The organism is Flavobacterium sp. N1719 (assembly GCF_025947045.1).
Lineage (GTDB): Bacteria > Bacteroidota > Bacteroidia > Flavobacteriales > Flavobacteriaceae > Flavobacterium > Flavobacterium stagni.
Genome location: NZ_CP109993.1, coordinates 1272356 through 1296795 on the forward strand (window position 1 = coordinate 1272356; position 24440 = coordinate 1296795).

At 39.6% G+C, this 24440-nt stretch carries 20 protein-coding genes; 13 read left to right on the forward strand and 7 right to left on the reverse strand.

Annotated elements, in window-relative coordinates:
* Positions 1–290 precede the first annotated feature (290 nt).
* Both OLM45_RS05270 and OLM45_RS05275 read right to left on the reverse strand, forming a co-directional pair.
* Positions 291–1154 (reverse strand): RNA polymerase sigma factor RpoD/SigA, encoded by an 864-nt coding sequence (locus OLM45_RS05270; RefSeq protein ID WP_073363102.1) that lies wholly within the window; start codon positions 1152–1154, stop codon positions 291–293.
* An 83-nt stretch (positions 1155–1237) separates the two neighbouring features.
* Positions 1238–2173, reverse strand: coding sequence for a hypothetical protein (locus OLM45_RS05275; protein WP_264512565.1), 936 nt, complete (start codon positions 2171–2173; stop codon positions 1238–1240).
* A gap of 100 nt (positions 2174–2273) precedes the next feature.
* On the opposite strand from OLM45_RS05275, the gene OLM45_RS05280 reads away from it, so the two are divergent.
* A complete protein-coding gene (locus OLM45_RS05280) occupies positions 2274–2792 on the forward strand; it encodes a hypothetical protein (RefSeq protein WP_264512567.1) in 519 nt (172 codons plus the stop codon).
* Positions 2789–3412, forward strand: a complete 624-nt coding sequence (locus tag OLM45_RS05285) for a hypothetical protein (RefSeq protein ID WP_264512569.1) — start codon at positions 2789–2791, stop codon at positions 3410–3412. The genes OLM45_RS05280 and OLM45_RS05285 overlap by 4 nt, the downstream gene beginning before the upstream one ends.
* Here the strand turns inward: OLM45_RS05285 and OLM45_RS05290 are convergent.
* From OLM45_RS05290 to OLM45_RS05310, 5 genes are all read right to left on the reverse strand, one after another.
* Complete coding sequence (locus OLM45_RS05290) at positions 3409–7002, reverse strand: DUF2339 domain-containing protein (RefSeq protein WP_264512570.1); 3594 nt, start codon at positions 7000–7002, stop codon at positions 3409–3411. The two genes, OLM45_RS05285 and OLM45_RS05290, sit on opposite strands and share 4 nt — an antisense overlap.
* A gap of 243 nt (positions 7003–7245) precedes the next feature.
* Positions 7246–8526, reverse strand: a complete 1281-nt coding sequence (locus tag OLM45_RS05295; protein WP_264512571.1) for a DUF1566 domain-containing protein — start codon at positions 8524–8526, stop codon at positions 7246–7248.
* Between the two features lie 107 nt (positions 8527–8633).
* Positions 8634–10844: a polyribonucleotide nucleotidyltransferase gene (locus tag OLM45_RS05300; RefSeq protein ID WP_264512572.1), complete on the reverse strand. Its 2211-nt coding sequence runs from the start codon at positions 10842–10844 to the stop codon at positions 8634–8636.
* Between the two features lie 134 nt (positions 10845–10978).
* Positions 10979–11248 carry a 30S ribosomal protein S15 gene (rpsO, locus tag OLM45_RS05305; protein WP_073363115.1) on the reverse strand — a complete coding sequence of 90 codons (270 nt, stop codon included), beginning with the start codon at positions 11246–11248 and terminating at the stop codon, positions 10979–10981.
* 100 nt (positions 11249–11348) lie between these two features.
* The gene (locus OLM45_RS05310) at positions 11349–11804 is read right to left on the reverse strand and encodes a GAF domain-containing protein (protein ID WP_129459871.1); all 456 of its coding nucleotides are present in this window, start codon (positions 11802–11804) and stop codon (positions 11349–11351) included.
* Between the two features lie 71 nt (positions 11805–11875).
* Between OLM45_RS05310 and xrtF the strand changes: the two genes are divergently transcribed.
* From xrtF to OLM45_RS05365, 11 genes are all read left to right on the forward strand, one after another.
* Positions 11876–12433: an exosortase family protein XrtF gene (xrtF, locus tag OLM45_RS05315; protein WP_264512574.1), complete on the forward strand. Its 558-nt coding sequence runs from the start codon at positions 11876–11878 to the stop codon at positions 12431–12433.
* Positions 12408–12860, forward strand: coding sequence for an exosortase F system-associated membrane protein (locus OLM45_RS05320; protein WP_264512576.1), 453 nt, complete (start codon positions 12408–12410; stop codon positions 12858–12860). The genes xrtF and OLM45_RS05320 overlap by 26 nt, the downstream gene beginning before the upstream one ends.
* Positions 12861–12914: 54 nt before the next feature.
* On the forward strand, positions 12915–13331 hold the full coding sequence (locus OLM45_RS05325; protein WP_264512578.1) for an HYC_CC_PP family protein: 417 nt from the start codon (positions 12915–12917) through the stop codon (positions 13329–13331).
* A 49-nt stretch (positions 13332–13380) separates the two neighbouring features.
* Complete coding sequence (locus tag OLM45_RS05330) at positions 13381–15387, forward strand: TonB-dependent receptor plug domain-containing protein (RefSeq protein ID WP_264512580.1); 2007 nt, start codon at positions 13381–13383, stop codon at positions 15385–15387.
* A gap of 15 nt (positions 15388–15402) precedes the next feature.
* Positions 15403–15741, forward strand: coding sequence for a heavy-metal-associated domain-containing protein (locus OLM45_RS05335; RefSeq protein WP_264512581.1), 339 nt, complete (start codon positions 15403–15405; stop codon positions 15739–15741).
* 96 nt (positions 15742–15837) lie between these two features.
* A complete protein-coding gene (locus OLM45_RS05340; RefSeq protein WP_264512583.1) occupies positions 15838–16233 on the forward strand; it encodes a hypothetical protein in 396 nt (131 codons plus the stop codon).
* Positions 16234–16330: 97 nt separating this feature from the next.
* A complete protein-coding gene (locus OLM45_RS05345) occupies positions 16331–18820 on the forward strand; it encodes a YbcC family protein (RefSeq protein WP_264512585.1) in 2490 nt (829 codons plus the stop codon).
* Positions 18821–18831: 11 nt separating this feature from the next.
* Complete coding sequence (locus tag OLM45_RS05350) at positions 18832–20700, forward strand: proton-conducting transporter membrane subunit (protein ID WP_264512587.1); 1869 nt, start codon at positions 18832–18834, stop codon at positions 20698–20700.
* An 11-nt stretch (positions 20701–20711) separates the two neighbouring features.
* Complete coding sequence (locus OLM45_RS05355) at positions 20712–22301, forward strand: SulP family inorganic anion transporter (protein ID WP_264512589.1); 1590 nt, start codon at positions 20712–20714, stop codon at positions 22299–22301.
* 2 nt (positions 22302–22303) lie between these two features.
* Positions 22304–23623 carry a hypothetical protein gene (locus OLM45_RS05360; protein WP_264512591.1) on the forward strand — a complete coding sequence of 440 codons (1320 nt, stop codon included), beginning with the start codon at positions 22304–22306 and terminating at the stop codon, positions 23621–23623.
* Positions 23624–23751: 128 nt separating this feature from the next.
* Positions 23752–24420, forward strand: a complete 669-nt coding sequence (locus OLM45_RS05365) for a DedA family protein (RefSeq protein WP_264512593.1) — start codon at positions 23752–23754, stop codon at positions 24418–24420.
* The last annotated feature ends 20 nt before the right edge of the window (positions 24421–24440 follow it).

The following is a 24440-nucleotide window of genomic DNA, read 5'->3' on the forward strand; positions in this document are numbered from 1 at the left end:
CGGGCACTCGAGCTGCAAGCGAACAGACCGGGTTTTGTTTGCCCTGCAAAAAACAAAACTCCGGGCACTCGAGCTGCAAGCGAACAGACCGGGTTTTGTTTGCCCTACAAAAAACAAAACTCCGGGCACTCGAGCTGCAAGCGAACAGACCGGGTTTTGTTTGCCCTACAAAAAACAAAACTCCGGTAATCAGCCGGAGTTTCAATCATCAATCAAAAAACGAACAGTTTGAAACTGTTGTTATCGTTAACTTGGAGTGTCTTATTTTCAAGAATCCAAATATAGTTTTTTTATCCTAAATAGGTTTTTAAAATTTTGCTTCGCGACGTATGTTTTAAACGACGAATAGCTTTTTCTTTTATTTGACGCACACGTTCACGAGTCAAGTCAAATGTTTCACCAATTTCTTCTAACGTCATAGGGTGTTGGTCGCCTAAACCGAAATACAAACGAACAACATCAGCTTCTCTTGGTGTTAAGGTTTCTAACGAACGCTCGATTTCGATGCGCAATGATTCGTGAATCAATTCACGGTCGGGATTTGGAGATTCACCTGAACGCAAAACGTCGTACAAGTTGGAATCTTCACCTTCTACTAAAGGAGCATCCATCGATAAGTGACGGCCCGAGTTTTTCATCGACTCTTTCACATCATTGACCGTCATGTCCAATTCTTTAGCAATTTCTTCTGCAGAAGGTGGACGTTCATTAGATTGCTCTAATAACGCGTACATTTTGTTGATTTTATTGATCGAACCGATTTTGTTCAACGGTAAACGAACGATACGAGATTGTTCGGCCAAAGCTTGTAAAATCGATTGACGAATCCACCAAACCGCATATGAAATGAATTTAAAACCACGGGTTTCATCAAAACGTTGAGCGGCTTTGATCAAACCTAAATTTCCTTCGTTAATTAAGTCTGGAAGTGTTAAACCTTGATTTTGGTATTGTTTTGCTACGGATACAACGAAACGTAAATTGGCTTTTGTTAATTTTTCAAGTGCGCGTTGGTCACCTGCTTTAATGCGCTGTGCCAATTCCACTTCTTCGTCGGCGGTGATCAAATCTACCTTACCGATTTCTTGTAGGTATTTGTCTAAGGAAGCAGTTTCACGATTGGTTACCTGCTTGGTGATTTTGAGCTGTCTCATTACGTTCTCTCCTTATTAAATTAAAGTGTTCAGGTACTTCTACGTAATGAATTTCTAAAAAGTTACATAATTCTTTGAAAAAATTAAATGAATGTAAATTTAGTTTTCAAATGAATTATCCGCTGTCTGTTTTTAGCAAAAAATTGTAACCGATCTTTCGGTCCAGAAGTATTTAAGCATTTGGCATTCAAGAGTTGCCGTTGAAAGTATACTTCGGATTCCTTAGTAGTTTGTGAATCATCGGTAATTAAATAACTAATCATCGTATAGGGTACAAATAATTTGGCAGTGGCCGTATTTTGAACCAAAACATTATTGTTCATCAATAACAATTCGTGATAATACAAATAGAAATTGGACTGTTCCGTCATTTTTCTTTCGACGTTTTCCATTAATTGCAATAGATCTTCCAACAATAACAGCGCTTCATGACTTTGTATTAAACCCGACTCATAGTAATAATCGATTTGGTATAAGGTGCTATTCAAAGTCGAATCATTCCACAATTCATGAACTGATGCGTCTTGGTATAGCTGTTGTAATTTTTTAGCATGTTCAGCCAAAGACTGTTCGATATAAAATTGGTCGAAAGGTTTAATTTCCTCTGGTTTGGCTAATAAATTCAACCATACATACCATTTGAATTTCGTAAGCACACTTCCCTCCAACGTATAAAATAAAGGAATGTCTTTGGCCGAATAATAAAAGGTACCTTCTTTCGAAAAATCTTTCAAATGGAAATACGCATCTTGAAGATAGGCCGCCAATTCCGATTGCGAAGTCACCGCCGTTGATTTTTTGCAAATCAAATGGTTTTGGTGTTGTTCCAACTGATCCAAGGAAATCCCAAAAAACTGACTCAACGTCAAGGCTTCATCCAGGGATAGCTTGCTTTTCCCGCTAATCCTACGGTGAGCAGCATCATAACTAATGTGTAAACTTTCGGTCAACGCATCATGTAAAGACCGGTTTCCAATCTTTTTTCGAATACCATTCAAAAGTAAGTCTTGTCTGTTCATTTGTGAAAAACGCAAAAGTATTTTTCAAAAGTAGTGTAAAACACAAATACAAACGTGATAATCACAATTAATTTTGGACTATAATTTAAAGTTTACCCCTATGAAATCATTAGTATCCTTTACGCTCTTGTTTGTTTTTTGTGCTTTAGCGACTTCATGTTCGGTGACCCAGCAGAAATTTAGTGCTATCGAAACAGTAAAAACAAAAGGGAACGGTTGGAAAGACAATTATGCCATCCAATCCATCGATTCGGTTACCAAATCAAGAAATTTAATTGAATTACTTGAGTTGCATCGCTACAATGCCGATTCGATCTATCATTTGGAAGTCACCACCAAAGCCTTGGTTATTCACTTTAGAGATCGATTAGGAGGCAATCATTTTTTGCAGTATGAAGGAAAATTAAAACGGCATTGTTTTGAATTCTACACCGAATACGAGACGTTAAATTTTCCGCCATTATTAATAATGACCCAAAAAACAAAAATTCAATTGTATCGGCAACCAAACGCAAGTTTAGTAGTACTGAAATCCTTTGATCATAGTGGCATGCTCTTTATAATGGGAGCAGGAAACACCGGTTCGTATTATTCCATTTTTACATCCATTTCACGATGAAAAAAATACTCCTATTCGTAATTTTCGGCTTTCAACTGTGCCAAGCACAAGACACCATTTTTGTAAAATCCCCGGATACTTTCCGTAGAAATTATGTGGAAATAGGTTTTAACTATCCGCAAGGAAATTTAAGCAACAAGTTTGTGCATGGCGTTGAAGTGGGCTATTGGTTGCGCAATCGATTATCCAAAAACAACTATTTGGATTATGGTTTAGAATTAAATTTTCTCGAAAAACCGCGCGCTATTGCTTATCGCTATGCCGATTCCCTAATACAATTTGAATCGTCTAGAGTGGGATTGAAATTGGGTTTTCGATACAGTTTAGTTTGGTACCAAGGTTCAAATCCTGATGGGTTTTCCCTAGAGTCCAATTCCGGTCTAGGATGGGCGGCACTCTATTATAAAGTGTCATCCCAATATCTCGATCAATTCCAACATGATTTGGATAAAAAAACAGACCTTCACACCCTTTTTGTTTCCCAAACGGTAAAAGTCAATTGGAATCGTATAGGATTCTATGTCACAGGTTCGCTTCAACCGTATACTCTTTTTTATAAAAAAAATGAAGCACATTTTGGTGGAACACTCATTTCTTGGGGAATGGTGACGCGGTTTTAATCCAATCGATCCTTGTATTTTTTGAATAAACTGTTCATGACTAACAACACGATTCCGACTCCGAGTAACACCAACGCGCGTATCAAAAAGTCGGTATTCGAAAGGTCAAAAAACATTAACCGAACTATACACAAACCCACTACAGAAAGGGAGACATATCGGAAGTATTTTTCTTTTAAGGTAATGCTCAAAACCAACAAGCCAAGTGCTTCCAATACCCATAAAAAGGTCAATGCGCCTTTGTCAAATGTGAGGTATAAAAACAAACCAACACTCAAGGTTACAGGATAAATCAACAGACTGTTTTTAATCGTAAACGATTCTAAAACACGGTACGCATACCCTACAAAAATGCCCAAGATTCCCATTAAGGCTACATAAAATGGCCAATAACCGGGTTGGTAATACCAAAATCCTAAAATGCCCAAATGGAAGTTGGCCAAAAGGAAATACGTCAGCGACACAGCACGGTGGAAAGTGAATTTTCTGGAATATAAATAGAGTTGCAATAACGCCATAATAGCCCAATAAAACGGCATCCATTTTTGAGGTAACTGACTAAAAACAACAGCCGATGTCCAGATGTTCATGATCAGTTGACGAATCGTTTGCTCTTTTGTATCGGAACTCCATTGGCGCATATAAAGCATCCAACTTACGCCCAACAAAAGAACACCACCGTACAAAATCCATTGTATAAGCTCAAATTCATGGCTAATTTGTAGCGAATACACTAAAGAAATTCCTAGCCCCAAAAGCACTAACATATCAGGAGTTCGCTTAGAAATTGGGATGTCAAATTTTTGATGAAGCGCAAAATTAACCAAAGCCAATCCCATTAATGCTAAACAACTGTAATCCAATTGTATGGTTTGTAAAAGCAACAAAGCAATTGCTATATTCTGTAAATATAGAGTTGGAACCAAAAAGCTCCTTTCGGAAGTTTTTCGATTGCGGTGTTGCATTAGGCTGAACAAAAGGGTTGTCACCAAACCAATACTTAGATACATGGCATCTGAATTGGATAATGGACGTATGAACTCGAACAAAAGTGGAAGCGCACAAATAGCTCCAAATACAAGTTGGACAAACGCCAAAAAGTTGCATTTTTCAAACCAAACCGAACGCAGGTACATCGCGTAAAAAAGAACCGGCACCAGCCCAAAATAGAGTAGGGAATAAGGATGTGGAATACCCCAAAATCCTAAGCCTTGTACCATTACAAATAGTAAAAAGGTATCAAGATTTTTCGATTGAACAAATGCATCCTGACTGCCATTAATCTGGTTTTGTTTGTGGTTGTAACCCAAAGCAAGAACTGGAAGCAACAGACTGATTCCGAAGCAAACCAAAATCTCCCATTGCGGAATAGTATAACTTACATGTATATTAAAATAAAGCAACGCCATATTCTGTAAGCCATAGAATACTTTAAAGGCTTTATGCAATTCGACCTCTTGGGATTCTTTTTGGATTAAATACCACAATGTCCACAAGTTGAAAGCACCTAATCCAAAGAATAGCAGTACTCCTAAAACAGGATACGCTTCGCAATACTTGAAAATCAAGACTAGCACCAATAGATTGAAAAGCAAAGAATTGGAAAATCGAACGACAAATCGGTTTTTTAAAAGTTCAGGTTGCCACCATTGCAAGGCAATTGCTCCGGTAAATCCTACACCATACCATAAATCAGCCAAACTATTTTCGGTCGAGTATATCAGATACAGTAATTCAACTCCTGTGCAACAAGTTAACAGCACCCGACTGAGGTTCAGCGTCATGTTGGGTATCCAAACAAAGACCAAACTCCACAAAAAGGTGGCGCCCAAAAGCACCCAAATAAATTCATTATGGTGCATTTGGTGGTAGGTAAAAGCCACCAATATCCATTGAAATCCAAGTGCAATGATGCCGTTGAGTTGAATACTGGGCAACCCTAAGAAGCCATCAAAACCCTTCCATGATTCTTTTTTGGAAGTCATCATCGTGATACCCAATGCCAAACCAATTTGGAGTAGTAAGGCAAAAAACCACTGCGGATGTTGGGTAATCATGTTCGGGCGAATTACCGCTTGTAAACTTATGAATAGCGTGAGTGCTACAAAAAGATGAAACCCTATTTTTATAATTTTTTGCAATAATGCTTGCTGTTCTTTGAATGTGAGGAACAGACCCGCATTGAATACCAAGGTAAGTCCGATTAAAACAAACTCCACACCTACATTCCAATCGTTTAAGGTCACAACCGTAAACGACAACAATAGAAAACTGACCAAAAAGTCAATTTGATACAGCCAAGAGATTTGCCGTTTTTTGGCCACGCGCGACGCCCAAAAACAAAGTCCGGCCCCAATCAACAACACTATAGTCTTGAACTTACTGCCCGTTGCATGCATCAATAAACCTGTCGTAAACAGCAACCAATTGGTAATGTGTGTAATAAATCCCGCTTTGTCAAATGTCGAATTATCGTATAATTTTCGGTATTGCATTACGATACAACTCACCGCCACGAAAACAATGCTCAATATAGCCCAACGGTTTTCTACTGCAGTTAGCGAATTCCCCTCCGCCGTGAACCAAATGTCAAAAATCAAAAACGCACCAATCACCGTCAGTACGTGGTATTCCCATTTTTCTTTGTAGGATAATAAAATACCCACCGTCGCAGTTCCCGCAGCTATTAAAAAGGTCAGTAATAACTTATCCGGAATGACACACAAAATGAGCATGCTGAGCACTACATGCAGCGATAAAAAAGTCTGTTTTTTAATACGGTAGCCAATCCATAAATTCAGGCCGATTCCCAAAATCAATAATCCATAACCCACCTTAGTTTGCTTAATGAACTGCAGCGCCGGAATCTGTGAGGCGCCAAAACATCCGAATAAAAACAAACTCGCTCCCGCACTGCGCAACCACAATCCCGTTTTTTCCCAAACCACTTTTTTCTTTAAAAAGAAATAAGATCCCATCAACAATCCGGCATACGCCCAAATAATCATGACACGGTAGAGCGGACTCACTTTCAAGGCCGTATAAATACTCAAGTAGCCCACGCCCAAAACCATAATGGCGGTACCTAAAATGCCCGTCCAATTGTCAGCAAATTGACTTTCCCATTTTTTAAGTAACAACGATAATGCCGTAGGTTCGGGTGGAGTAGGTGGCGTATACGGAACAGGTCGCGCCTGCGCTTCTTCCACTTTGGGTGCGCTGAAAGCAGCGGGTTCCACTACCATTTCTTCTTCTTTTTCTATTGCGACTTCCGGGTTTTCAGTAGATAAATTTTCTGTGACAGGCAATGAAGCTACTGTCGGTTCTGGAATGATTTCCTCAGGGATAATTATCTCAGGTTGGACAATTTCAGGCGAAGTTGCAGCAGGTTCTGGTTCAGCAATTATCGTTTTACCTTGTAACGCCTCCAGTTGCTCGCGCAAAGTTTCCATTTTTTGTTGCAAAGCATCGCGGTCGCCGGCCAACTTAAAATAATGCTCCATCAATTGGTCCAATCGCGACTTGAGCGTTTGTTGTTTAATTAAAACATAAACCACGAGGGCGAAAAGCAGAAAAACGATAACTTCCATAAGTTGGTGATAAGAACTCAAATATAGCGAATTTCCTATTGACTCTTTCGGATTCTGATTTGGGCGCTCCCCCGTTGGGTCTTCCAAGTTTAAATGACCTTTATGTGTAAACCCAACGGGGGCGGGTCATCCGCTTTATCCGCACTCCCTAACGTCCGTGCGGGATACCGCTGCTACCCCTAGCGCAAACTGCAAAAAAAAAACGCCTTGTTTCTAGCAAGACGTTTTGTAATGATTATGGTTTTAAAAGTATCGCACCATGCGCGTTCGAACACCTGCAGTATTTTTATTGACCAAGACGATATTTCCATTCGAGAAATCGACACATTTGGCTTGTCCACCACCGGCATCGGTCGAACTCCAATACAAGCCCGGACTGAAGTTACCTATGCTGTTGACTTGTAAATTGTCATACATTTTTTTCAATTCATCAATCGAAGGGATACACCAGTCGGTGCGATTGTCCAAAACTTGTGTGAGTGCAGTGTAAGCCGAAACCGTACCGTCGTTTACCGCGCTGCACACCGTTGGGTTTAAGGCATAATTGGCTAAGGAATTATGGTAATTCGCAATCGCAACCGAATTTTGATACCCCGAACCTATCGCATCAAATTGGGCATTGGGAATGGTCGAAGTAATACAGCCCCATTCCTGAGAAACAATGTCATTGGGTGCCACTTCCAAATATTGCCAACCGTAGGTAAAATCACCTTTATCATAACTAATGATTCCGGTATGCGGTCCCGGGTCACCAATAGCGTAAGAGGTTACAGGGATGATCTCTTTGTTAATGGTGTACCGGTAATTGTTATACTCCATAGTAATGGTCATGTAATTCATATTCAGTACTTTGTAATTGTGGTTCCAGTCTTGGGTCACCGTACTGTTTCCAGAAAAATTGATGTTGAGGTACATTTGTAAATTAGCATAAATATAAATCCATGTCCCTACATAATCTTGCCCCAAATGATGCATGGTAATGGTGCCGTCAGGATTCATGAAAAATGTAGCACCAGCATAAGAATTATCAGGGTCATTAGGTAAATAAGGCACCTTAGAAACGGAGTGTGCCGGATTGCAAAAGGCAGCACCAAAATACATTTGTATATTTTCTTGTGAACATTCGCGAAGGGATACCAGCAACTCATTATCATTGTTAATGCTTTGAACAACCCCCGCTGCATTCATGGTTTCAATCGGATACGAAATACTCACCGACTGACTCATGGGTAAATTAATCAGCAAATTGGCTAGCTGGTTGTCATTAAACATCTGGATGGTTTGAATCGGATTGCGATTGCTGTCATAAACCATAATAGCAAACGGATAAATAAAATCGACACATACTTGTTGCCCAACTGGATTGGTGCCAAGTGTAGTCGTGTTGAGCATTAATTTGAATAATTCACTCTTCGGACTTAACGTGGCTTTCGTGAATTCAGCAGGTTCGTTTTCACAGGAAATAAAAGAAAATAAAAAAAGAAATAAGGGGGCGAGATAGGTAATTTTTTGGTTTGGCTTCATAGACTATTTTTTTAACAAGATGGCAATTATTTCAAATGGTTGCGTCTAGTTAAAAAAAATCCCCAATTCAACCGAATTGGGGATGCTTATAATTAAATCAATACTGATTAACCTTCTTGATTTTGGTTGTTTTCACCTTTATTGTGGAACGGTTTGCGGGGTCCGCCCTCACGTGATCCACCTTCCGGCTTTTTGTCTTCTCTTGGAGGACGTGGTAACAATTGCTTGCGCGAAACTTTTTCTTTGCGCGTTTTCGGATCAATACCTAAGTATTTCACTTCAAAAACATCACCCATGTTTACAACATCAGATGGTTTTTCTGTGCGTTCCCAAGCCAATTCCGAAACGTGTAACAATACTTCATTTCCTGGAGCTTGTGTATATTCTACAACGGCACCGAAATCAAGCATTTTGATAACGCGTACTTCATAGGTTTCACCCAATTGTGGTTTGAAGATAATCGAATCGATTTTCGCCAATACCATATCGATACCGTCTTGATTTGTACCTAAGATTTCCACAATTCCTTGCTCGTCCACTTCGTTAATAACGATCGTCGTTTGCGAAGCTTTTTGTAATTCTTGAATTACTTTTCCGCCTGGTCCGATTAACGCTCCAATGAAGTTGCCTGGAATAGTACGTGTAATGATTTTTGGAGCATGTGCTTTCACATCGGTTCTTGGAGTTGCCAAAGTTTCAGTCAATTTGCCCAAAATGTGCATACGACCTTCACGGGCTTGATCCAAGGCTTGTTCCATGATATCATAACGTAAACCGTCAATTTTGATGTCCATTTGACAAGCGGTAATACCATCCGCAGTACCCGTCACTTTGAAGTCCATATCACCCAAGTGATCTTCATCACCCAAGATGTCTGAAAGAACCGCAAAACGGTCACCGTCCGTAATCAATCCCATCGCAATACCTGAAACAGGTTTGATCATTTGAATACCAGCATCCATTAAGGCCAAAGTTCCTGAACAAACGGTTGCCATCGAAGAAGAACCATTCGATTCTAATACTTCAGATACCACACGTACAGTATACGGACAATCTGCTGGAATCATATTTTTCAAGGCACGTTGTGCCAAGTTTCCGTGTCCAACCTCACGACGTGACGTACCGCGTAACGGTTTCGCTTCACCCGTTGAGAAAGGAGGGAAGTTGTAATGTAAATAGAAACGCTCTTCTCCTTGTTCTGAAGGTAAATCGATCACGTTTGCTTCGCGAGAAGTTCCTAGTGTAACTGTCGCCAAAGCTTGTGTTTCACCACGGGTAAAGATTGCTGAACCGTGTGTTTTTGGTAAGTAATCTACCTCACACCAAATCGGACGAATCTCTGTCGTTTTACGACCATCCAAACGAATTCCTAAATCAAGGATCACGTTACGAACAGCTTCTTTTTGACATTTGTATAAGTATTTGCTCACTAAATCACCGTTTTCAGCCAATTCTTCTTCGGTGAATAAAGCGACAACTTCTTCTTTTACTAAACTAAACTTCTCGCCACGTTCTTGTTTTGAAGAAGCTTCTTGAGCGATCGCGTAGTATTTGTCATAACAAGCGGCGCGAACTTTCTCGTAAACCACTTTGTCTTCTTTCTCTGCTTCGTATTCACGATAGGCAGGACTTCCGATAGCGGCACGCATTCGTTCTTGTGCTTCAATTTGCACTTTGATTGCATCATGTGCAAACTTGATCGCATCTACCATTTCTTTCTCAGAGATCTCTTTCATCTCGCCTTCCACCATACATACCGAATCCTTAGAAGCACCAATCATCATGTCGATGTCGGATAATTCTAATTGTGCACGGCTTGGGTTGATTACGAGTTCGCCGTTCACACGACCTACACGTACTTCAGAAATCAAGTTGTAGAAAGGAATGTCAGATACCGCCAATGCTGCAGAAGCGGCTAAACCTGCTAATGCATCCGGCATAACGTCTTCATCATGCGACATTAACTGAATCATGATTTGGGTTTCTGCGTGGTAATCATCCGGGAATAACGGACGCAATACACGGTCAACCAAACGCATGGTCAAAACTTCTGCATCACTTGGACGCGCTTCTCTTTTGAAGAAACCACCTGGGAATCGTCCCGCAGCGGCAAATTTTTCACGGTAATCTACCGTTAAAGGTAAAAAATCAATACCGGGATTAGCAGTGCGTGCAGAAACTGCTGTAGCCAATAACATGGTGTCACCCATGCGTACTACAACTGATCCATCCGCTTGTTTTGCCAATTTACCGGTTTCAATGGTGATGGTTCTACCATCCACCAAAGTAATCGTTTCTTGGGTTACTTTTGGAATCATAAAAATTCAATTCATTTAAACATTAAGGTTAGTTGTGTTGTTGTTGTTAGTTGTTGTAACCCAATGAAAAACTGAAACTTTTTTCTATTTTTATTTAAAAAAAAGAGGCGCGCAGGCACCTCTTTAGTTTTGTATTATTTTCTAATACCTAATTCCTTGATGATTTCACGATATCTGTTGATATCTTTATTTTTCAAGTAATCGAGTAAGCTTCTTCGTTTACCTACCAATTTCACCAACGAACGCTCCGTGTTGAAATCGTGACGATTTTTTTTCAAGTGTTCGGTTAAGTGGTTAATTCTGAATGTGAACAAAGCAATTTGTCCTTCTGCTGAACCTGTGTTTGCAGCAGCTCCTCCGTGTTTAGCGAAGATTTGTTCTTTAACTTCTTTAGTCAAGTACATGCTAATATTTCTTTAAATAATTATTATGTAGATTGGGTCGTTCCCAATTCGGTTGCAAAGGTAAGTTTATTTTTGGATTGCACAAATAAAAACTTTTCTTTTAGAATAATTTGGCAACTTCCTGATTCACAAACTCCAAGAAGCGTTCGTCTACTTCGCTAAACGGATCCAAAACATGACTGTCAATATCGATCTGACCAATGTTTACACCGTTTACAAACAGCGGTACCACAATTTCTGATTTTACGGTAAAACTGCAAGCGATGTAATTGTCTTGGGCCGAAACATCGGGCACGACAAAGTTGGCATTGGATTCAGCGACTTGTCCACAAATACCTTTTCCAAAAGGAATCACCGTATGATCGGTCGGTGCGCCAACATAGGGTCCTAAGTGTAAGGTTTTGGTTTCGTGATTGGCAAAATAAAAGCCAACCCAATTGTAATACGCTACGTTATTGCTTAAATACGCACACAGTTCTTGTAATTTTTCATCGCGGGTTTTGTTTTCCTGTTGCAGTATAGAAACTACGCCCGATTGTAATCCTTCAAAACTCATATTTCAAACTATTTTTGCAAAAGTAACCAATGCGTTTTCGTATTTTTACCTAAAATTTGTTAAAAGAATAATTGACCTCTTACTTCAAACAATACCGCCCATTCCTCTTTTTTTTGCTTCGATTTGCATTGACGTATGTAGTGCTTGCGTATTGTTATGGCCTGTATTTAGAGCAGTTTTCGTTAGCGAAAAAGGAAGTTGATGGTATCACTCAATGGGTTGCTGAACAATCCAAATCCGTGCTGCAACTCGTCGATTCAGAAGCCTACATAGCTCCCAATCCCAAAGAGGCCGGTGTAAAATTATTCTTTCATCACCGATGGATCGCCCGAATAGTGGAAGGGTGTAATGCCATTAGTGTCATGATTCTTTTTGTCAGTTTTGTCATCGCTTTTAAAGGAAAATTCAAAGCCATGGTTTGGTTTTTACCTTTCGGGATTGCGGTGATTCATATCGCCAATATCATACGAATTGCCTTATTAGCGGTAGCGTTGTACCATTTTCCAAAGGCAGAACATCTCTTGCACGGGGTTTTATTTCCCTTATTGATTTACGGAATAGTTTTTATTTTGTGGATGATTTGGGTCAATCGTTTTTCTGAATATGCCAAAGGAACTACTCAAAAGTAAACTGCAAATTTTTATCCTCGGGATATTGCTTCTGCTTCTCATTGCTGTTCGTGCTGGGGAAACCGTATTCTTTTATGATCCGTTGACCGCTTACTTTAAAGGGGATTTTCAAAACCAACCCTTACCGCATTTGGATCATTTTAATTTTAGCCTAAACATTGCTTTTCGCTATATCATCAATTCCGTGTTGTCCCTAGGCATTATTCATTTTATTTTCAAAGATCGTAGAATGAATACGTTTGCCTCTTTCTTATACACTCTATTGGGGCTTGTTTTGTATGTCGTTTTTCTTGTCATCTTGTTTAATTTTGGAAATACCCACAAAGTGGAGTTGTTTTATTTACGTCGTTTTTTAATTCAACCTTTGTTTCTTCTACTTTTTGTACCTGCATTTTATTATCAAAAACGGATCAAACACCCAAAATAGTTTGTTTAACAGCAATTTATAAAAAAATCCATTTTTTGTTTTTACCTTTGCGGCATGCGATTTCAGAAATTGTTTAGCGGTACTATTGCCCTGCTCATTTTGGTAGCCCAAATGGGTGTCGCTTTACATGTGCATTATTGTGCGGGAGAAGTCGCATCGGTTGAAACCGTAGTAGGCAGTACTGAATTCTTCAAAGATGTTGAACAAAGTTGTTGTGGGAAGGTTGAGGCAAAGCCCAAAAAAATGAGTTGTTGTGACGACAAGCAACTGACCTTCAAAGACACTTCTGCCAAAGTTTTAGTAAAAAATATTGCTCCCGATTTTCACTTTGTAAATTTTGAAATTCCGGGATATCATTTTCAAACAGTACTAGCTACGCCATCCATTTCTTCGCAAGTTTTGGCGTATTATTGTGATGCCCACGGGCCTCCGCTGTACCAACTCTATTCCCAGTTTGTTTTTTACGCCTGATTTAGTTTTCGACCTTATGCTTTAATTGTCGAATTCTAAATTATTATTCATGAAAAAAATAACGTTAGTCACGACGTTGTTGTTTTCAATCGTTACTTTTTCACAGCAAAAGTTGGATGAAGTAAAAGTGAAAAACAACAATCGCGGACTGCAAAAATCATTAAGTACTACTACTAATACGACAACCGTGTCGTCCAAAGAATTGCTCAAAGCGGCTTGTTGCAATCTCGCCGAAAGCTTTGAAACCAATCCGTCCATCGATGTCAATTTTTCTGATGCGTTGACGGGAACTAAGCAGATCAAAATGCTCGGACTCACAAGTCCCTATTTACTCATTGCCGAGGAGAATATTCCGATGGTGCGCGGCGCTTCACAAGTCTATGGCTTGTCTTTTGTGCCTGGAACTTGGGTGGAAAGTATTCAAATTACCAAAGGAGCAGGAAGTGTGGTAAATGGCTACGAAAGCATTTCTGGCCAAATCAATACCGAATTAATTAAACCACTCAAAGACATTCCGTTTTTCTTGAATGCCTATGGTGATTCGGGAAATCGGTATGAGTTAAATACCCATTTTAATCGGAAATTAGGCAAACATTGGGCCTCGAGTTTGTTCATTCATGGCAATACCCGAGTGGGTAAAAACGACATGAACAACGACGGGTTTTTGGATAATCCACTCGGTAAGCAAATAAATGTAACCAATCGTTGGCAATACACCAATACTGAAAAAGGTTGGGTTTCTTTTTTTAATGTCAAATATTTAAATGATCGTAAACAATCCGGTCAAGTGGATTTTGAACCCAATAAACATCGAGGGACAACCACTTTTTGGGGTTCGGAAATTAACACGGAGCGATTGGATTTTTCGACTAAAACAGGCTATGTTTTTAAGGGAATGCCTTACCAAAGTATGGGATGGCAAAATGCGTTTTCGTACCACAATCAGGAATCGTATTTTGGATTACGCACCTACCATATCAAACAACAAAGTGCCTATTCCAATTTTATCTTTAATTCGATCATTCAGAATACGCGGAATAAATTTTCAACCGGACTCAATTTTACGTTGGATCGCTACACCGAATGGGTGAATGCAACCGATTTCAGTCGGATCGATAATTCAATCGGAACCTTTTTTGAATATACTTTCGACAATGGAAAAACCTTCAGTTATATCATCGGAGGTCGTGTCGATTACCATAATCGCTTGGGCGTTTTTATGACGCCAAGATTGCATGTGCGCTACAATCCGTGGGATTTGGGTGTTTTCCGATTTTCTGTAGGTCGAGGCAAACGGGCTGCAAATATTTTTGCCGAAAACCAACAGTATTTTGGAAGTTCGCGTCAATTTGTTATTCAAAACAGCGGAGGGAAATTGTACGGGTTAGATCCTGAAATTGCGTGGAATTATGGAGTAAGTTTTACCCAGAAATTCCGATTATTCAATAAAAATTCAGAAGTTACTTTGGATGTTTATCGCACAGATTTTCAAAACCAAGTTGTCGTTGATGTCATGCAAAATGCCCAACAAGTGTTGTTCTATAATTTGCAAGGACGTTCCTACGTCAATAGTGTACAGTTGGATTTCAATATCGAACCCATTCACCGATTGAACATTCGTAATTCGTATAAGTATTATGATTTGGCAACCGACTTCCAATCGGGGCGTTTTCAGCGCCCTTTACAAGCACGACATCGGTTTTTTAGTAACGTTGCCTACGAAACAGCAACCACAGATAAAAACCGTTTGTGGAAAATGGATGTGACCTACAATTGGTTGGGAGCTCAGCAATTGCCCAATACGCAAAACAATCCCATAAGTGAACAGTTGGGCGCAAAATCACCGGCATATTCGTTAGTTAATGCACAAATTACCCGCGTATTTTCACCCACTTTTGAAATGTATTTAGGAGGCGAAAATGTGTTGAATTACCGTCAACAACGCGCTGTTTTAGGCACCGATAATCCCTTTGGTAGTTATTTCGACGCCTCCATCGTATATGCTCCAGTGTTTGGTCGAATGCTGTATGCCGGACTCCGTTATAAAATCAAATAATTAAAATTAATTCATATGAAAACAATAGTAATTCTTTTAGTAACCCTTATCAGCGTGGGAATCCAAGCACAAGAGAAGAAAAACAAAAATGCAACCTACACTTTTGAGGTGAATGGTAATTGTGAAACCTGTAAACAGCGTATAGAAAAAGCGGCTTATAGTGTAAAAGGCGTAAAATCTGCAGTTTGGAATATCGAAACACATCAGTTAGATCTCATCATTAATGAAGAAAAAACAGATGTTACGGCTGTGAAAAAAGCGATTGTAGCCGTGGGACATGATGTAGGCGATATGAAAGCAGACGATGCAGTTTATGATAAATTACATCACTGTTGCAAGTATGAACGCAAATAAAAGACGAATCCCGAAATTGTTTTCGGGATTTTTTTTGTAAAAATTTCTTTAAAAAAGAGTTGGCGTGTTGAAATTCCAATAACTTTGTTCCCGATTATGAGCAAATTGACAAGAAGATACCGTGTTTCCTTTTGGAACCGAAACTTTGTTTCGGCACTTTTTCTATTGTCGATTCTATTCTCGCAGCTCAATTTTAATTATTCGGTTTCCAATTCCAAATTCCTTCAAAAGCAAGAGAACTCCTTAAAAAAATTAGGAATCAACGCTTCTGTATACAAAGGGAGTGTATTGACCGAAAATGATGATCAATCTGATTTTGAAGAAGCAGAAAGTGATGATGTTTTTGATTGTTGTGATTTTGGTATCCAAGAACGCATCTTTCATTTTTTCAAATCTTCTTCAGATTATCTTCAAACAACAACAGAATCAACGGTCACTTCACCCCAACCGTTGTATATTCTTTTCTGTAAACTGAAGATCCATTTAGTATAAAGAAAGTTTAAACGTTTTATGCTCCCACCCCGGGCTTTCGAATTGATACGCGGTCTTTCCGCTTTAAAGTCAATCGTTTAACTTTTATTTATACATCATGAAACATACCGCATATGGTTTTGAAGAATCACATGTTCTTCATCACCTCAAGCACTATTTACCGGCGCAAAATCCGCTGAAGGATTTCGTGCATCACAATACCTTGCATGCGTTTCAGGATCGCAATTTCCATAAGGCTTTGCATGAAGCGGCTACGATTTTTGGGTACCATACCTATTTGTCGTTAGCCGACTTCCGTTCGCGATTTGCCAAAGGGGAAATTCGACCCGATATTCTCCAGCATGTAATTCAGAAACACAAAGGCGAAGCGGCAGTAGTAGCTTGGACTTCAAAAATGCTGCATACTGCCTACGATGAATCTTCTTTTTCTCGCATTGGCGCTTTACGTTCCAATTGGCGTAAAGAATATGCCGTCAATTTGGAAAAAATGACCTATGGTTTGCTTTTCAAATTGGTATGCAGTTACCTCGATCAAGGCGTTTCGGTTAACCCATTTCCGTTAGAAGCTAACGGCCTCTTGGATGGACTCATAGCGTTAGAACGCAATAGCGCTGTAAGTTTATTCAACGCGCCGCGCGCTCGAAAATTACTTTTCAAAAAAGCATCCATTACCGAGTTACTCCATATTGTCGTGGGTGATGAACGTTATTACGAACAATATTTGTTTGACCAACAGTTTGGACATCCTGGTTGGAGCGGTATGGTCGCTACCATTGAAGAAAATCCAGCTTCATTGTTGGATAAAAAAGCCATTACGTTAGCCGAGTTTATTCAGTTGGAATTGTTACTTGAAATTGATGCATTGGATTCCAAGTTCGATGAAATCTGGGCGCCTTTATCGTTTAAAATTAAACAAGCCCCCAACGATTTATTTGAAGTTGTCAAGGAAGACGAGCGATTTGAAGTCTATCAACTTTGGCAAGAAGCTTTTGAATGGACTTTGTACGATCAAGTATTGGCCGGAATTAAGTTAGTCGCACCCGAACCCAAAAATGAAAATCCAACGTTCCAAGGTTTGTTTTGTATGGACGATCGCGAATGTTCGTTCCGACGTCATATCGAACATTTGGATAAAAATGCTGTGACTTTTGGAACGGCGGCCTTCTTTAATTTCGAGTTCTTTTACCAACCCGTAAATGGGAAGTTTTTTACAAAACTCTGTCCCGCTCCCGTTACGCCAAAGTACTTGATCAAAGAAATGGACCGCAAGAAAAAGCAGGCGGTGGATTTAACCTATCACAAAGGTTCGCACAATTTGTTTTTTGGTTGGATAATTTCACAAACACTCGGATTTAGTGCCGCTTTGAAGTTGTTCTTGAATATTTTCAATCCAAAAATGACTCCGGCAACCAGTGCCTCTTTCAAACATTTGCATAAAAAATCACAACTCCATATTGAAAATAAAAATTTGGAGGATCAAGTGGATGGTTTGCAAGTGGGATTCACTGTGGAAGAAATGGTCAATCGCCTAGAAGGTCTTTTAAAAAGTATCGGATTAGTCGATCATTTTGCACCGATAGTATATGTTGTAGGTCATGGAGCAACGAGTGTGAATAACACCCATTATGCAGGATATGATTGTGGTGCGTGTAGCGGTCGTCCGAGCTCGGTGAATGCCAAAGTGGCTTGTTTTGCAGCCAATCACCCCAAAGTGCGAGAAGAGTTGAAAAAACGCGGAATTCATATTCCCTTCACCACACAATTCTTGCCGGCTTTGCACGATACTACGCGCGATGAGATTACATTTTATGACGAAGAAACCTTGACAGAGCACAATCGTCATTTGCATGAGCATAACGAACTTACTTTTTTACGAGCGTTAGAAACCAATGCTATTGAACGTTCCCGTCGATTTGATTTGATTGATTCAAAAGCGAATCCCAAAACGATTCATGAAAAAATCAAACGCCGTTCGGTATCCCTGTTTGAGCCGCGTCCCGAATTAAACCATGCCACGAATGCCATGGCTATTGTGGGCCGCCGAACGTTATCCAAACAATTATTTTTGGACCGTCGTTCGTTTTTAAATTCCTACGATTATGAAGTGGATCCATCGGGTGATTATTTAGCCGGAATTCTCGGAGCTGTGGCGCCTGTTGCTGGCGGGATTAATTTGGAATACTATTTTTCTAGAGTTGACAACCACAAGTTAGGTGCCGGCACTAAACTTCCCCACAACGTGATGGGATTGATTGGTGTGGCCAATGGAATCGACGGCGATTTACGTCCGGGATTACCGAGTCAGATGATTGAAGTGCACGATCCCGTACGCATTTTAATTGTGGTCGAGCATTTTCCTGAGATTGCAAAATATGCAATAACCAAAAATCCGGCGACCTATGAATGGTTCAAGAATCAATGGGTGAAGTTGGTTGTGGTACACCCAGAAACGCACGATATTTTTCATTTTGATAACGAGCAATTTGAATTGTATCAGCCGTTAACTCCCCAATTGGAAGTCATTCAAGATGAAATGCCAAAAGTGGTGGAGACTATTGAGAATTTACCAGTTTATATCATGAATTAATACAGAAGGTTATGAATGAGTTATTGCAATATTTTATTCTGCTTCCTTTTGTAGGTTTCGTTGTAAGTCTTGTCTTGCCGGAACGTCATGAAGCAGTAATTTCCAAATGGGCTTTTGGAACGGTAGTCCTACAATTAGTAGGGTTAACAACATTTATCGTAGTGTGGTTGTTGAAGGGATTTTCTCCTTTAAACCTGAATGAAATCACGTTGTTGAAAACGGCGAATTACGAGTTTTTTGTTGATTTTTATTTTGACAAAGTTACCGCAGTGTATTTATTCATGGGTGCTTTGCTAACAGGAATGATCACCACTTATAGTCGGTATTATTTGCACCGAGAAAAAGGATACAAACGTTTTTTCAATACGGTTTTGTTTTTCTTTTTTGGCTATAATTTGGCGATTTTGTCTGGAAATTTTGAAACCCTTTTTATTGGCTGGGAAATCATCGGAATTTCGTCCTTTTTATTAATAGGATTTTATCGTGAGCGCTATTTGCCGGTGCGCAATGCCTTCAAAGTGTATTCGGTTTACCGCATTGGCGATGTGGGGTTGATATTGGCGATGTGGGCGAGCCATCATTTATTTCATGAAAATATTACATTTATGAAATTGGCGAATGCCGACTTGGTAAGCGAACATTTGCAAAGTCATACCTTTATCGGGGCATTTATCGCCTTGTGTTTGGCTTGTGCAGCTGCTGCAAAATCGGCACAAGTTCCCTTTTCCACTTGGTTACCCAGAGCAATGGAAGGTCCGACGCCTTCCAGTGCAATTTTCTACGGCTCTTTGTCCGTTCACTTGGGTGTTTTCCTCATGTTGCGTACTTTCCCTTTTTGGGAACATCAAACTTCGATGCGAATTGCCATTGGTTTGATGGGATTGGTAACAAGTATTGCCGCTTCTGTGATGGCGAATGTGCAATCGACAGTGAAGAGTCAGGTGGCGTACAGTTCCATTTCCCAAATCGGATTAATTTTTATTGAAATTGCTTTAGGATGGGATACCTTGGCCTTGATTCACTTTGCTGGAAATGCTTTTTTAAGAACTTATCAGTTATTGGTTTCACCCTCTGTAGTGAGTTATTTAATTCGGGAACAGTTTTATACATTCCAACCCAAAGACACTATTCACAAAGGATGGATTCCTCAAAAATGGAACAATTCCCTCTATGTTTTAGGGATTAAAGAGTTCAACCTTGAAGGATTTTTAAGCGTGTTTTTATGGCATCCACTAAAGAAAATCGGGAAGGTGTTGGATTTCTTGAACCTTAATCGGGTGTATTTGGTATTTCTCCCTGTGTATGGATTAGGACTGATCAGCTTTTTCTACCGGGACCAATTACCGTATCAAATTATGGGGAATTTGCCTGAGGTATTTGGGTTGTTCGGACTCATATTTGTCTTCAAAGCATTTTCAGAAAGGAAAAGTCCGTTTGTGGCCTGGACTTTAGTGGTGCTCAATCATTTTTGGATTGCTTTGGCCATTGCTTTCAATGAAAAAGTAGATTGGTCCGAAATTGCGGTGTACTTATCAGGTGTTGTAGTTGCCGGACTTGTAGGCTATTGGGCGTTATTGAAGTTGAAAAAAATGGAAAAACGCATCTTGATTAGTCAATACCTCGGCCACGTTTATGAACATCCGAAGTTTGCCTTTTTCTTTTTATTGGCCACTTTAGGGATCACCGGATTTCCCATTACAACTACTTTCATTGGAGAAGACTTAATCTTTAGTCACATAGAAAGTCATCAATACATCCTTGCGTTTTTAATCTCCTCAAGTTTTATCGTTTCAGGGATTGCAGGGATTCGGTTGTATGCCCGACTTTTCCTTGGTCCCCACGTGAAAACCTATCATGAATTACCCTATAAATCATCTTAAAAATAAATATCATGTCTCAATATAAAAACATCCCTGCCGACGGATTAGCCGGCTTAAAAGAATATTTCAAAACCGATGCGATTTCCGGTTTTATTGTTTTCCTATTAGCATTACCCCTTAGTTTAGGGATTGCTAAAGCATCTGAATTTCCTCCATTAATGGGGTTGATTACCGCTATTATTGGTGGTTTAGTCGTGAGTTTGATTATGGGTTCCCGTTTAACCATCAAAGGACCGGCTGCGGGATTGATTGTAATTGTTGCGGGAGCTGTAGGTGAATTTGGAGGCGGTGAACAAGGATGGCATTTAGCGCTCGGAGCCATAGTTGTTGCGGGTGTGATTCAAATTCTATTCGGACTTTTAAAATTCGGGAAATTAGTAGATTTCTTCCCATTGTCAGCCATTCACGGTATGTTGGCAGCTATTGGGTTAATTATTATTGCTAAACAAATTCCCGTATTGTTGGATGTCGATCCTGCAATGACAAAAGGAGTAGGTCCCTTAGGTTTGTTTGCTAAAATCCCCGAGTTTTTTACGCATTTAGATCCCAAAGCAACGGCCATTGGTCTGATTAGTTTGGCGATTATGTTGGGTTGGCCTTCTCTTAATAATAAATACATAAAAATGATTCCGGCTCCTCTTATGGTCTTGTTTGTGGCGATTCCAGCCGAATTGATGATGGATTTTCAAACGACAGAGCCCACTTATGCTTTGGTGCACATTGGAAATCTTTTGGATAATGTAAAAGTGAATGTGGATTTTGGCGGAATGGCACAAACGGGACTTTTCATCAAATACGTAATCATGTTTGCTTTGGTAGGAACTTTAGAATCGTTATTAACCGTAAAAGCGATTGATTTAATGGATCCGTTCAAACGTAAGTCGAATGCCAATAAAGATTTAATTGCAGTTGGAGTAGGGAATACCATTGCGGGAATTTTTGGTGGTTTACCCATGATATCAGAGGTAGCGCGTTCATCGGCGAATGTGGCTAATGGAGCTAAAACGCGTTGGGCCAACTTTTTCCATGGCTTTTTCATTTTAGCCTTTGTATTAATGGCTTCCCATTTAATTGAGTTAATTCCGAATACAGCTTTGGCGGCTATGTTAATTACGGTGGGGATTCGTTTGGCACATCCCAAAGAATTCATGCACACGTTCCATATTGGTAAAGAACAATTGTCGATTTTCTTAATCACCATTTTCTTCACCTTATACGAAGATTTATTGGTTGGGATTGCAGCGGGTATCCTGTTGAAAATGATTGTTCACTTAATTAACGGCACGCCCTTGTCTTCCTTTTTTAAAGCGCCAACAGTAGTGTCTTTTGAAGGCGATGAATATTTAGTAGAAATTAATAAAGCAGCGGTATTTACCAATTTCTTGGGAATCAAACGCAAATTGGAAGAGATTCCGACCGGTTTTAATGTGACCATTGATTTGAAAAAAACCAAGATGGTGGACCATTCGGTCATGGAAAGTTTGGAACATTTCAAACACGATTACGAAGCGGTTGATGGCGGAAAAGTTCAAATTGTTGGTTTGGAGGAACATCAGCCTTTGTCCGATCACAAATTGGCCGCACGAAAAAAAATAGCGTAATCATGAGAAAACGATTAATAGGAGTGATAAGCATACTGTTGCTTATGATTACTCAAGTGGGATTTGCCCAAGATTTTTGGAAAAATCACCAAATCAATTTAAATGAAAAAGGAACCAATTACATCAAGTTGACGGGATTGGTACAAACATGGGTGCGCAACATGGAATACAATCCGGGGTCAACGGTTTTCGGTTATGCGAAAAATTCGGGGACAGATATTGGCATCCGCAGGTACCGCGTACAATTGTATGCACAAGTCACCGATAATGTGTTTTTCTACAGTCAGTTTGGTGAAAACAACTTCAATTCAATTTCCGATCGGAAGACTGGTTTTTTTGTGCACGATGCGTATGGTGAATATGCCGTTGATAAAACTAAATTTTCTATTGGAGCAGGGTTGTCAGGTTGGAGTGGGTTAACCCGATTTTCTTCTCCTGCAGTTGGTTCTATTCTTGGTATTGATGCCCCCATTTTTTTACAATCCACCAATGATGTCACCGATCAATTTTTGCGAAAATTATCGGTTTATGCCAAAGGTAAACTTGGAAAGTTGGATTACCGTTTGGCTTTAGCCCAACCCATGGCTATTCAAAAAAGTGCCAATTTTAATGCCGCTACTGCTTTAACAACAACAACTGCATTTTCGGCTGAACCGCCAAAAATACAGTGGAATGGGTATGTACAATACCAATTTTTGGATCAAGAAGGGAATTTGACGCCCTACAATACGGGGACTTACTTAGGAAAGAAACGTGTGTTTAATGTGGGCGCTGGATTTGTTTTCCAAAAAGACGCACTATGGCATTTAAGTGATGCAGCCGATCCCAATTCCATTGTCCGTGAAAACATGGCGCATTATGCTGTGGATGTGTTTTATGATGCTCCAGTAGGTAAAAAAGGTGCTGCAATTTCGTGTTATGGGACATTTGTCAATTACGATTTTGGTAATAAATATTACCGAAATGCTGCCATCATGAATCCGGCTAACGGAACTACCAATACCAATCTTTTGAATGGTTCAGGAAATGGTTTTCCTATGTACGGTTCGGGTACAGTTTTGTATGCGCAAATTGGTTATAAATTTAAAGATAATTTAATGGGTAAAACGACATTGATGCCCTATGCATCTGTGCAACATGCCAATTATGACCGATTGTATGACACTATGAATTATTATGATGTTGGTGTGAATTGGTTGTTGGCCGGTCACAATTCGAAATTGACTGTTTCGTACCAAAATCGGCCGTTATATACAGCCAACGGCGACCTGACCGATCACATGGGCGCATTAGTGGCCCAATATCAGGTGTTTTTAAATTAGAAAGAGTGTATTATTTTTGAGGCCGGTGACTTCCTGTTTGGTTGCCGGTCTCTTTTTTTTTAATGTGAAAAATTTAAGACGTCCTTTCGAAAATATTGCCTATTTTCACCAACTGAAATATTGACTACATGAATCATTTTGACTGGAAGCAACTCTTCAATCCCGAGTTTTATATTTTACTTCAAGTAGGCGGAATAAAAATCGGTTTATATGTAGTGTTGTTTATCGTCTTTGCCGAAACAGGTTTGTTGGCCGGTTTCTTTTTGCCCGGAGATAGTTTGCTTTTTCTATGCGGGATTTATAGCGAATTACTCATGAAAGATTTTGCAACGGGGAGTGATTTTCTCGATGTGACTTTCTTGGCCTTATTAATTGCATTAATGGCTATTTTCGGAAATATGTTTGGGTATTGGTTTGGGAAAAAAAGCGGGTCGTACCTTTACAAAAGAGAAGATAGTTTGTTCTTTAAAAAGAAATATTTGTACCAATCCAAAGATTTTTTCGATAAGTACGGAAGTAGAGCCGTCGTTTTTGCACGTTTTCTACCCATTGTACGCACCTTCGCACCCGTCATTGCGGGTATTGTAGAAATGGATCGTAAAAAATTCATGTTTTACAATATACTAGGTTCGGTTGTATGGGCTATCGTCATGATTTTCGCCGGACATTATTTGTACGAACTGTTTAAGCTTAAATTCAATATCGATTTAAAACATTATATCGAATACATTGTCATCGGAATTGTAATGGTCACCACAGTTCCCGTTTTGATAAAAATTCTTCGCAAACGCAAATAAAAAAATCCGACTTGAAAAAG

Coding starts and splice junctions, on each gene's coding strand:
- OLM45_RS05270 (WP_073363102.1), bottom strand. CDS start 1,154: ATGAGACAGCTCAAAATCACCAAGCAGGTAACCAATCGTGAAACTGCT.
- OLM45_RS05275 (WP_264512565.1), bottom strand. CDS start 2,173: ATGAACAGACAAGACTTACTTTTGAATGGTATTCGAAAAAAGATTGGA.
- OLM45_RS05280 (WP_264512567.1), top strand. CDS start 2,274: ATGAAATCATTAGTATCCTTTACGCTCTTGTTTGTTTTTTGTGCTTTA.
- OLM45_RS05285 (WP_264512569.1), top strand. CDS start 2,789: ATGAAAAAAATACTCCTATTCGTAATTTTCGGCTTTCAACTGTGCCAA.
- OLM45_RS05290 (WP_264512570.1), bottom strand. CDS start 7,002: ATGGAAGTTATCGTTTTTCTGCTTTTCGCCCTCGTGGTTTATGTTTTA.
- OLM45_RS05295 (WP_264512571.1), bottom strand. CDS start 8,526: ATGAAGCCAAACCAAAAAATTACCTATCTCGCCCCCTTATTTCTTTTT.
- OLM45_RS05300 (WP_264512572.1), bottom strand. CDS start 10,844: ATGATTCCAAAAGTAACCCAAGAAACGATTACTTTGGTGGATGGTAGA.
- rpsO (WP_073363115.1), bottom strand. CDS start 11,248: ATGTACTTGACTAAAGAAGTTAAAGAACAAATCTTCGCTAAACACGGA.
- OLM45_RS05310 (WP_129459871.1), bottom strand. CDS start 11,804: ATGAGTTTTGAAGGATTACAATCGGGCGTAGTTTCTATACTGCAACAG.
- OLM45_RS05320 (WP_264512576.1), top strand. CDS start 12,408: ATGCCAAAGGAACTACTCAAAAGTAAACTGCAAATTTTTATCCTCGGG.
- OLM45_RS05325 (WP_264512578.1), top strand. CDS start 12,915: ATGCGATTTCAGAAATTGTTTAGCGGTACTATTGCCCTGCTCATTTTG.
- OLM45_RS05330 (WP_264512580.1), top strand. CDS start 13,381: ATGAAAAAAATAACGTTAGTCACGACGTTGTTGTTTTCAATCGTTACT.
- OLM45_RS05335 (WP_264512581.1), top strand. CDS start 15,403: ATGAAAACAATAGTAATTCTTTTAGTAACCCTTATCAGCGTGGGAATC.
- OLM45_RS05340 (WP_264512583.1), top strand. CDS start 15,838: ATGAGCAAATTGACAAGAAGATACCGTGTTTCCTTTTGGAACCGAAAC.
- OLM45_RS05345 (WP_264512585.1), top strand. CDS start 16,331: ATGAAACATACCGCATATGGTTTTGAAGAATCACATGTTCTTCATCAC.
- OLM45_RS05350 (WP_264512587.1), top strand. CDS start 18,832: ATGAATGAGTTATTGCAATATTTTATTCTGCTTCCTTTTGTAGGTTTC.
- OLM45_RS05355 (WP_264512589.1), top strand. CDS start 20,712: ATGTCTCAATATAAAAACATCCCTGCCGACGGATTAGCCGGCTTAAAA.
- OLM45_RS05360 (WP_264512591.1), top strand. CDS start 22,304: ATGAGAAAACGATTAATAGGAGTGATAAGCATACTGTTGCTTATGATT.
- OLM45_RS05365 (WP_264512593.1), top strand. CDS start 23,752: ATGAATCATTTTGACTGGAAGCAACTCTTCAATCCCGAGTTTTATATT.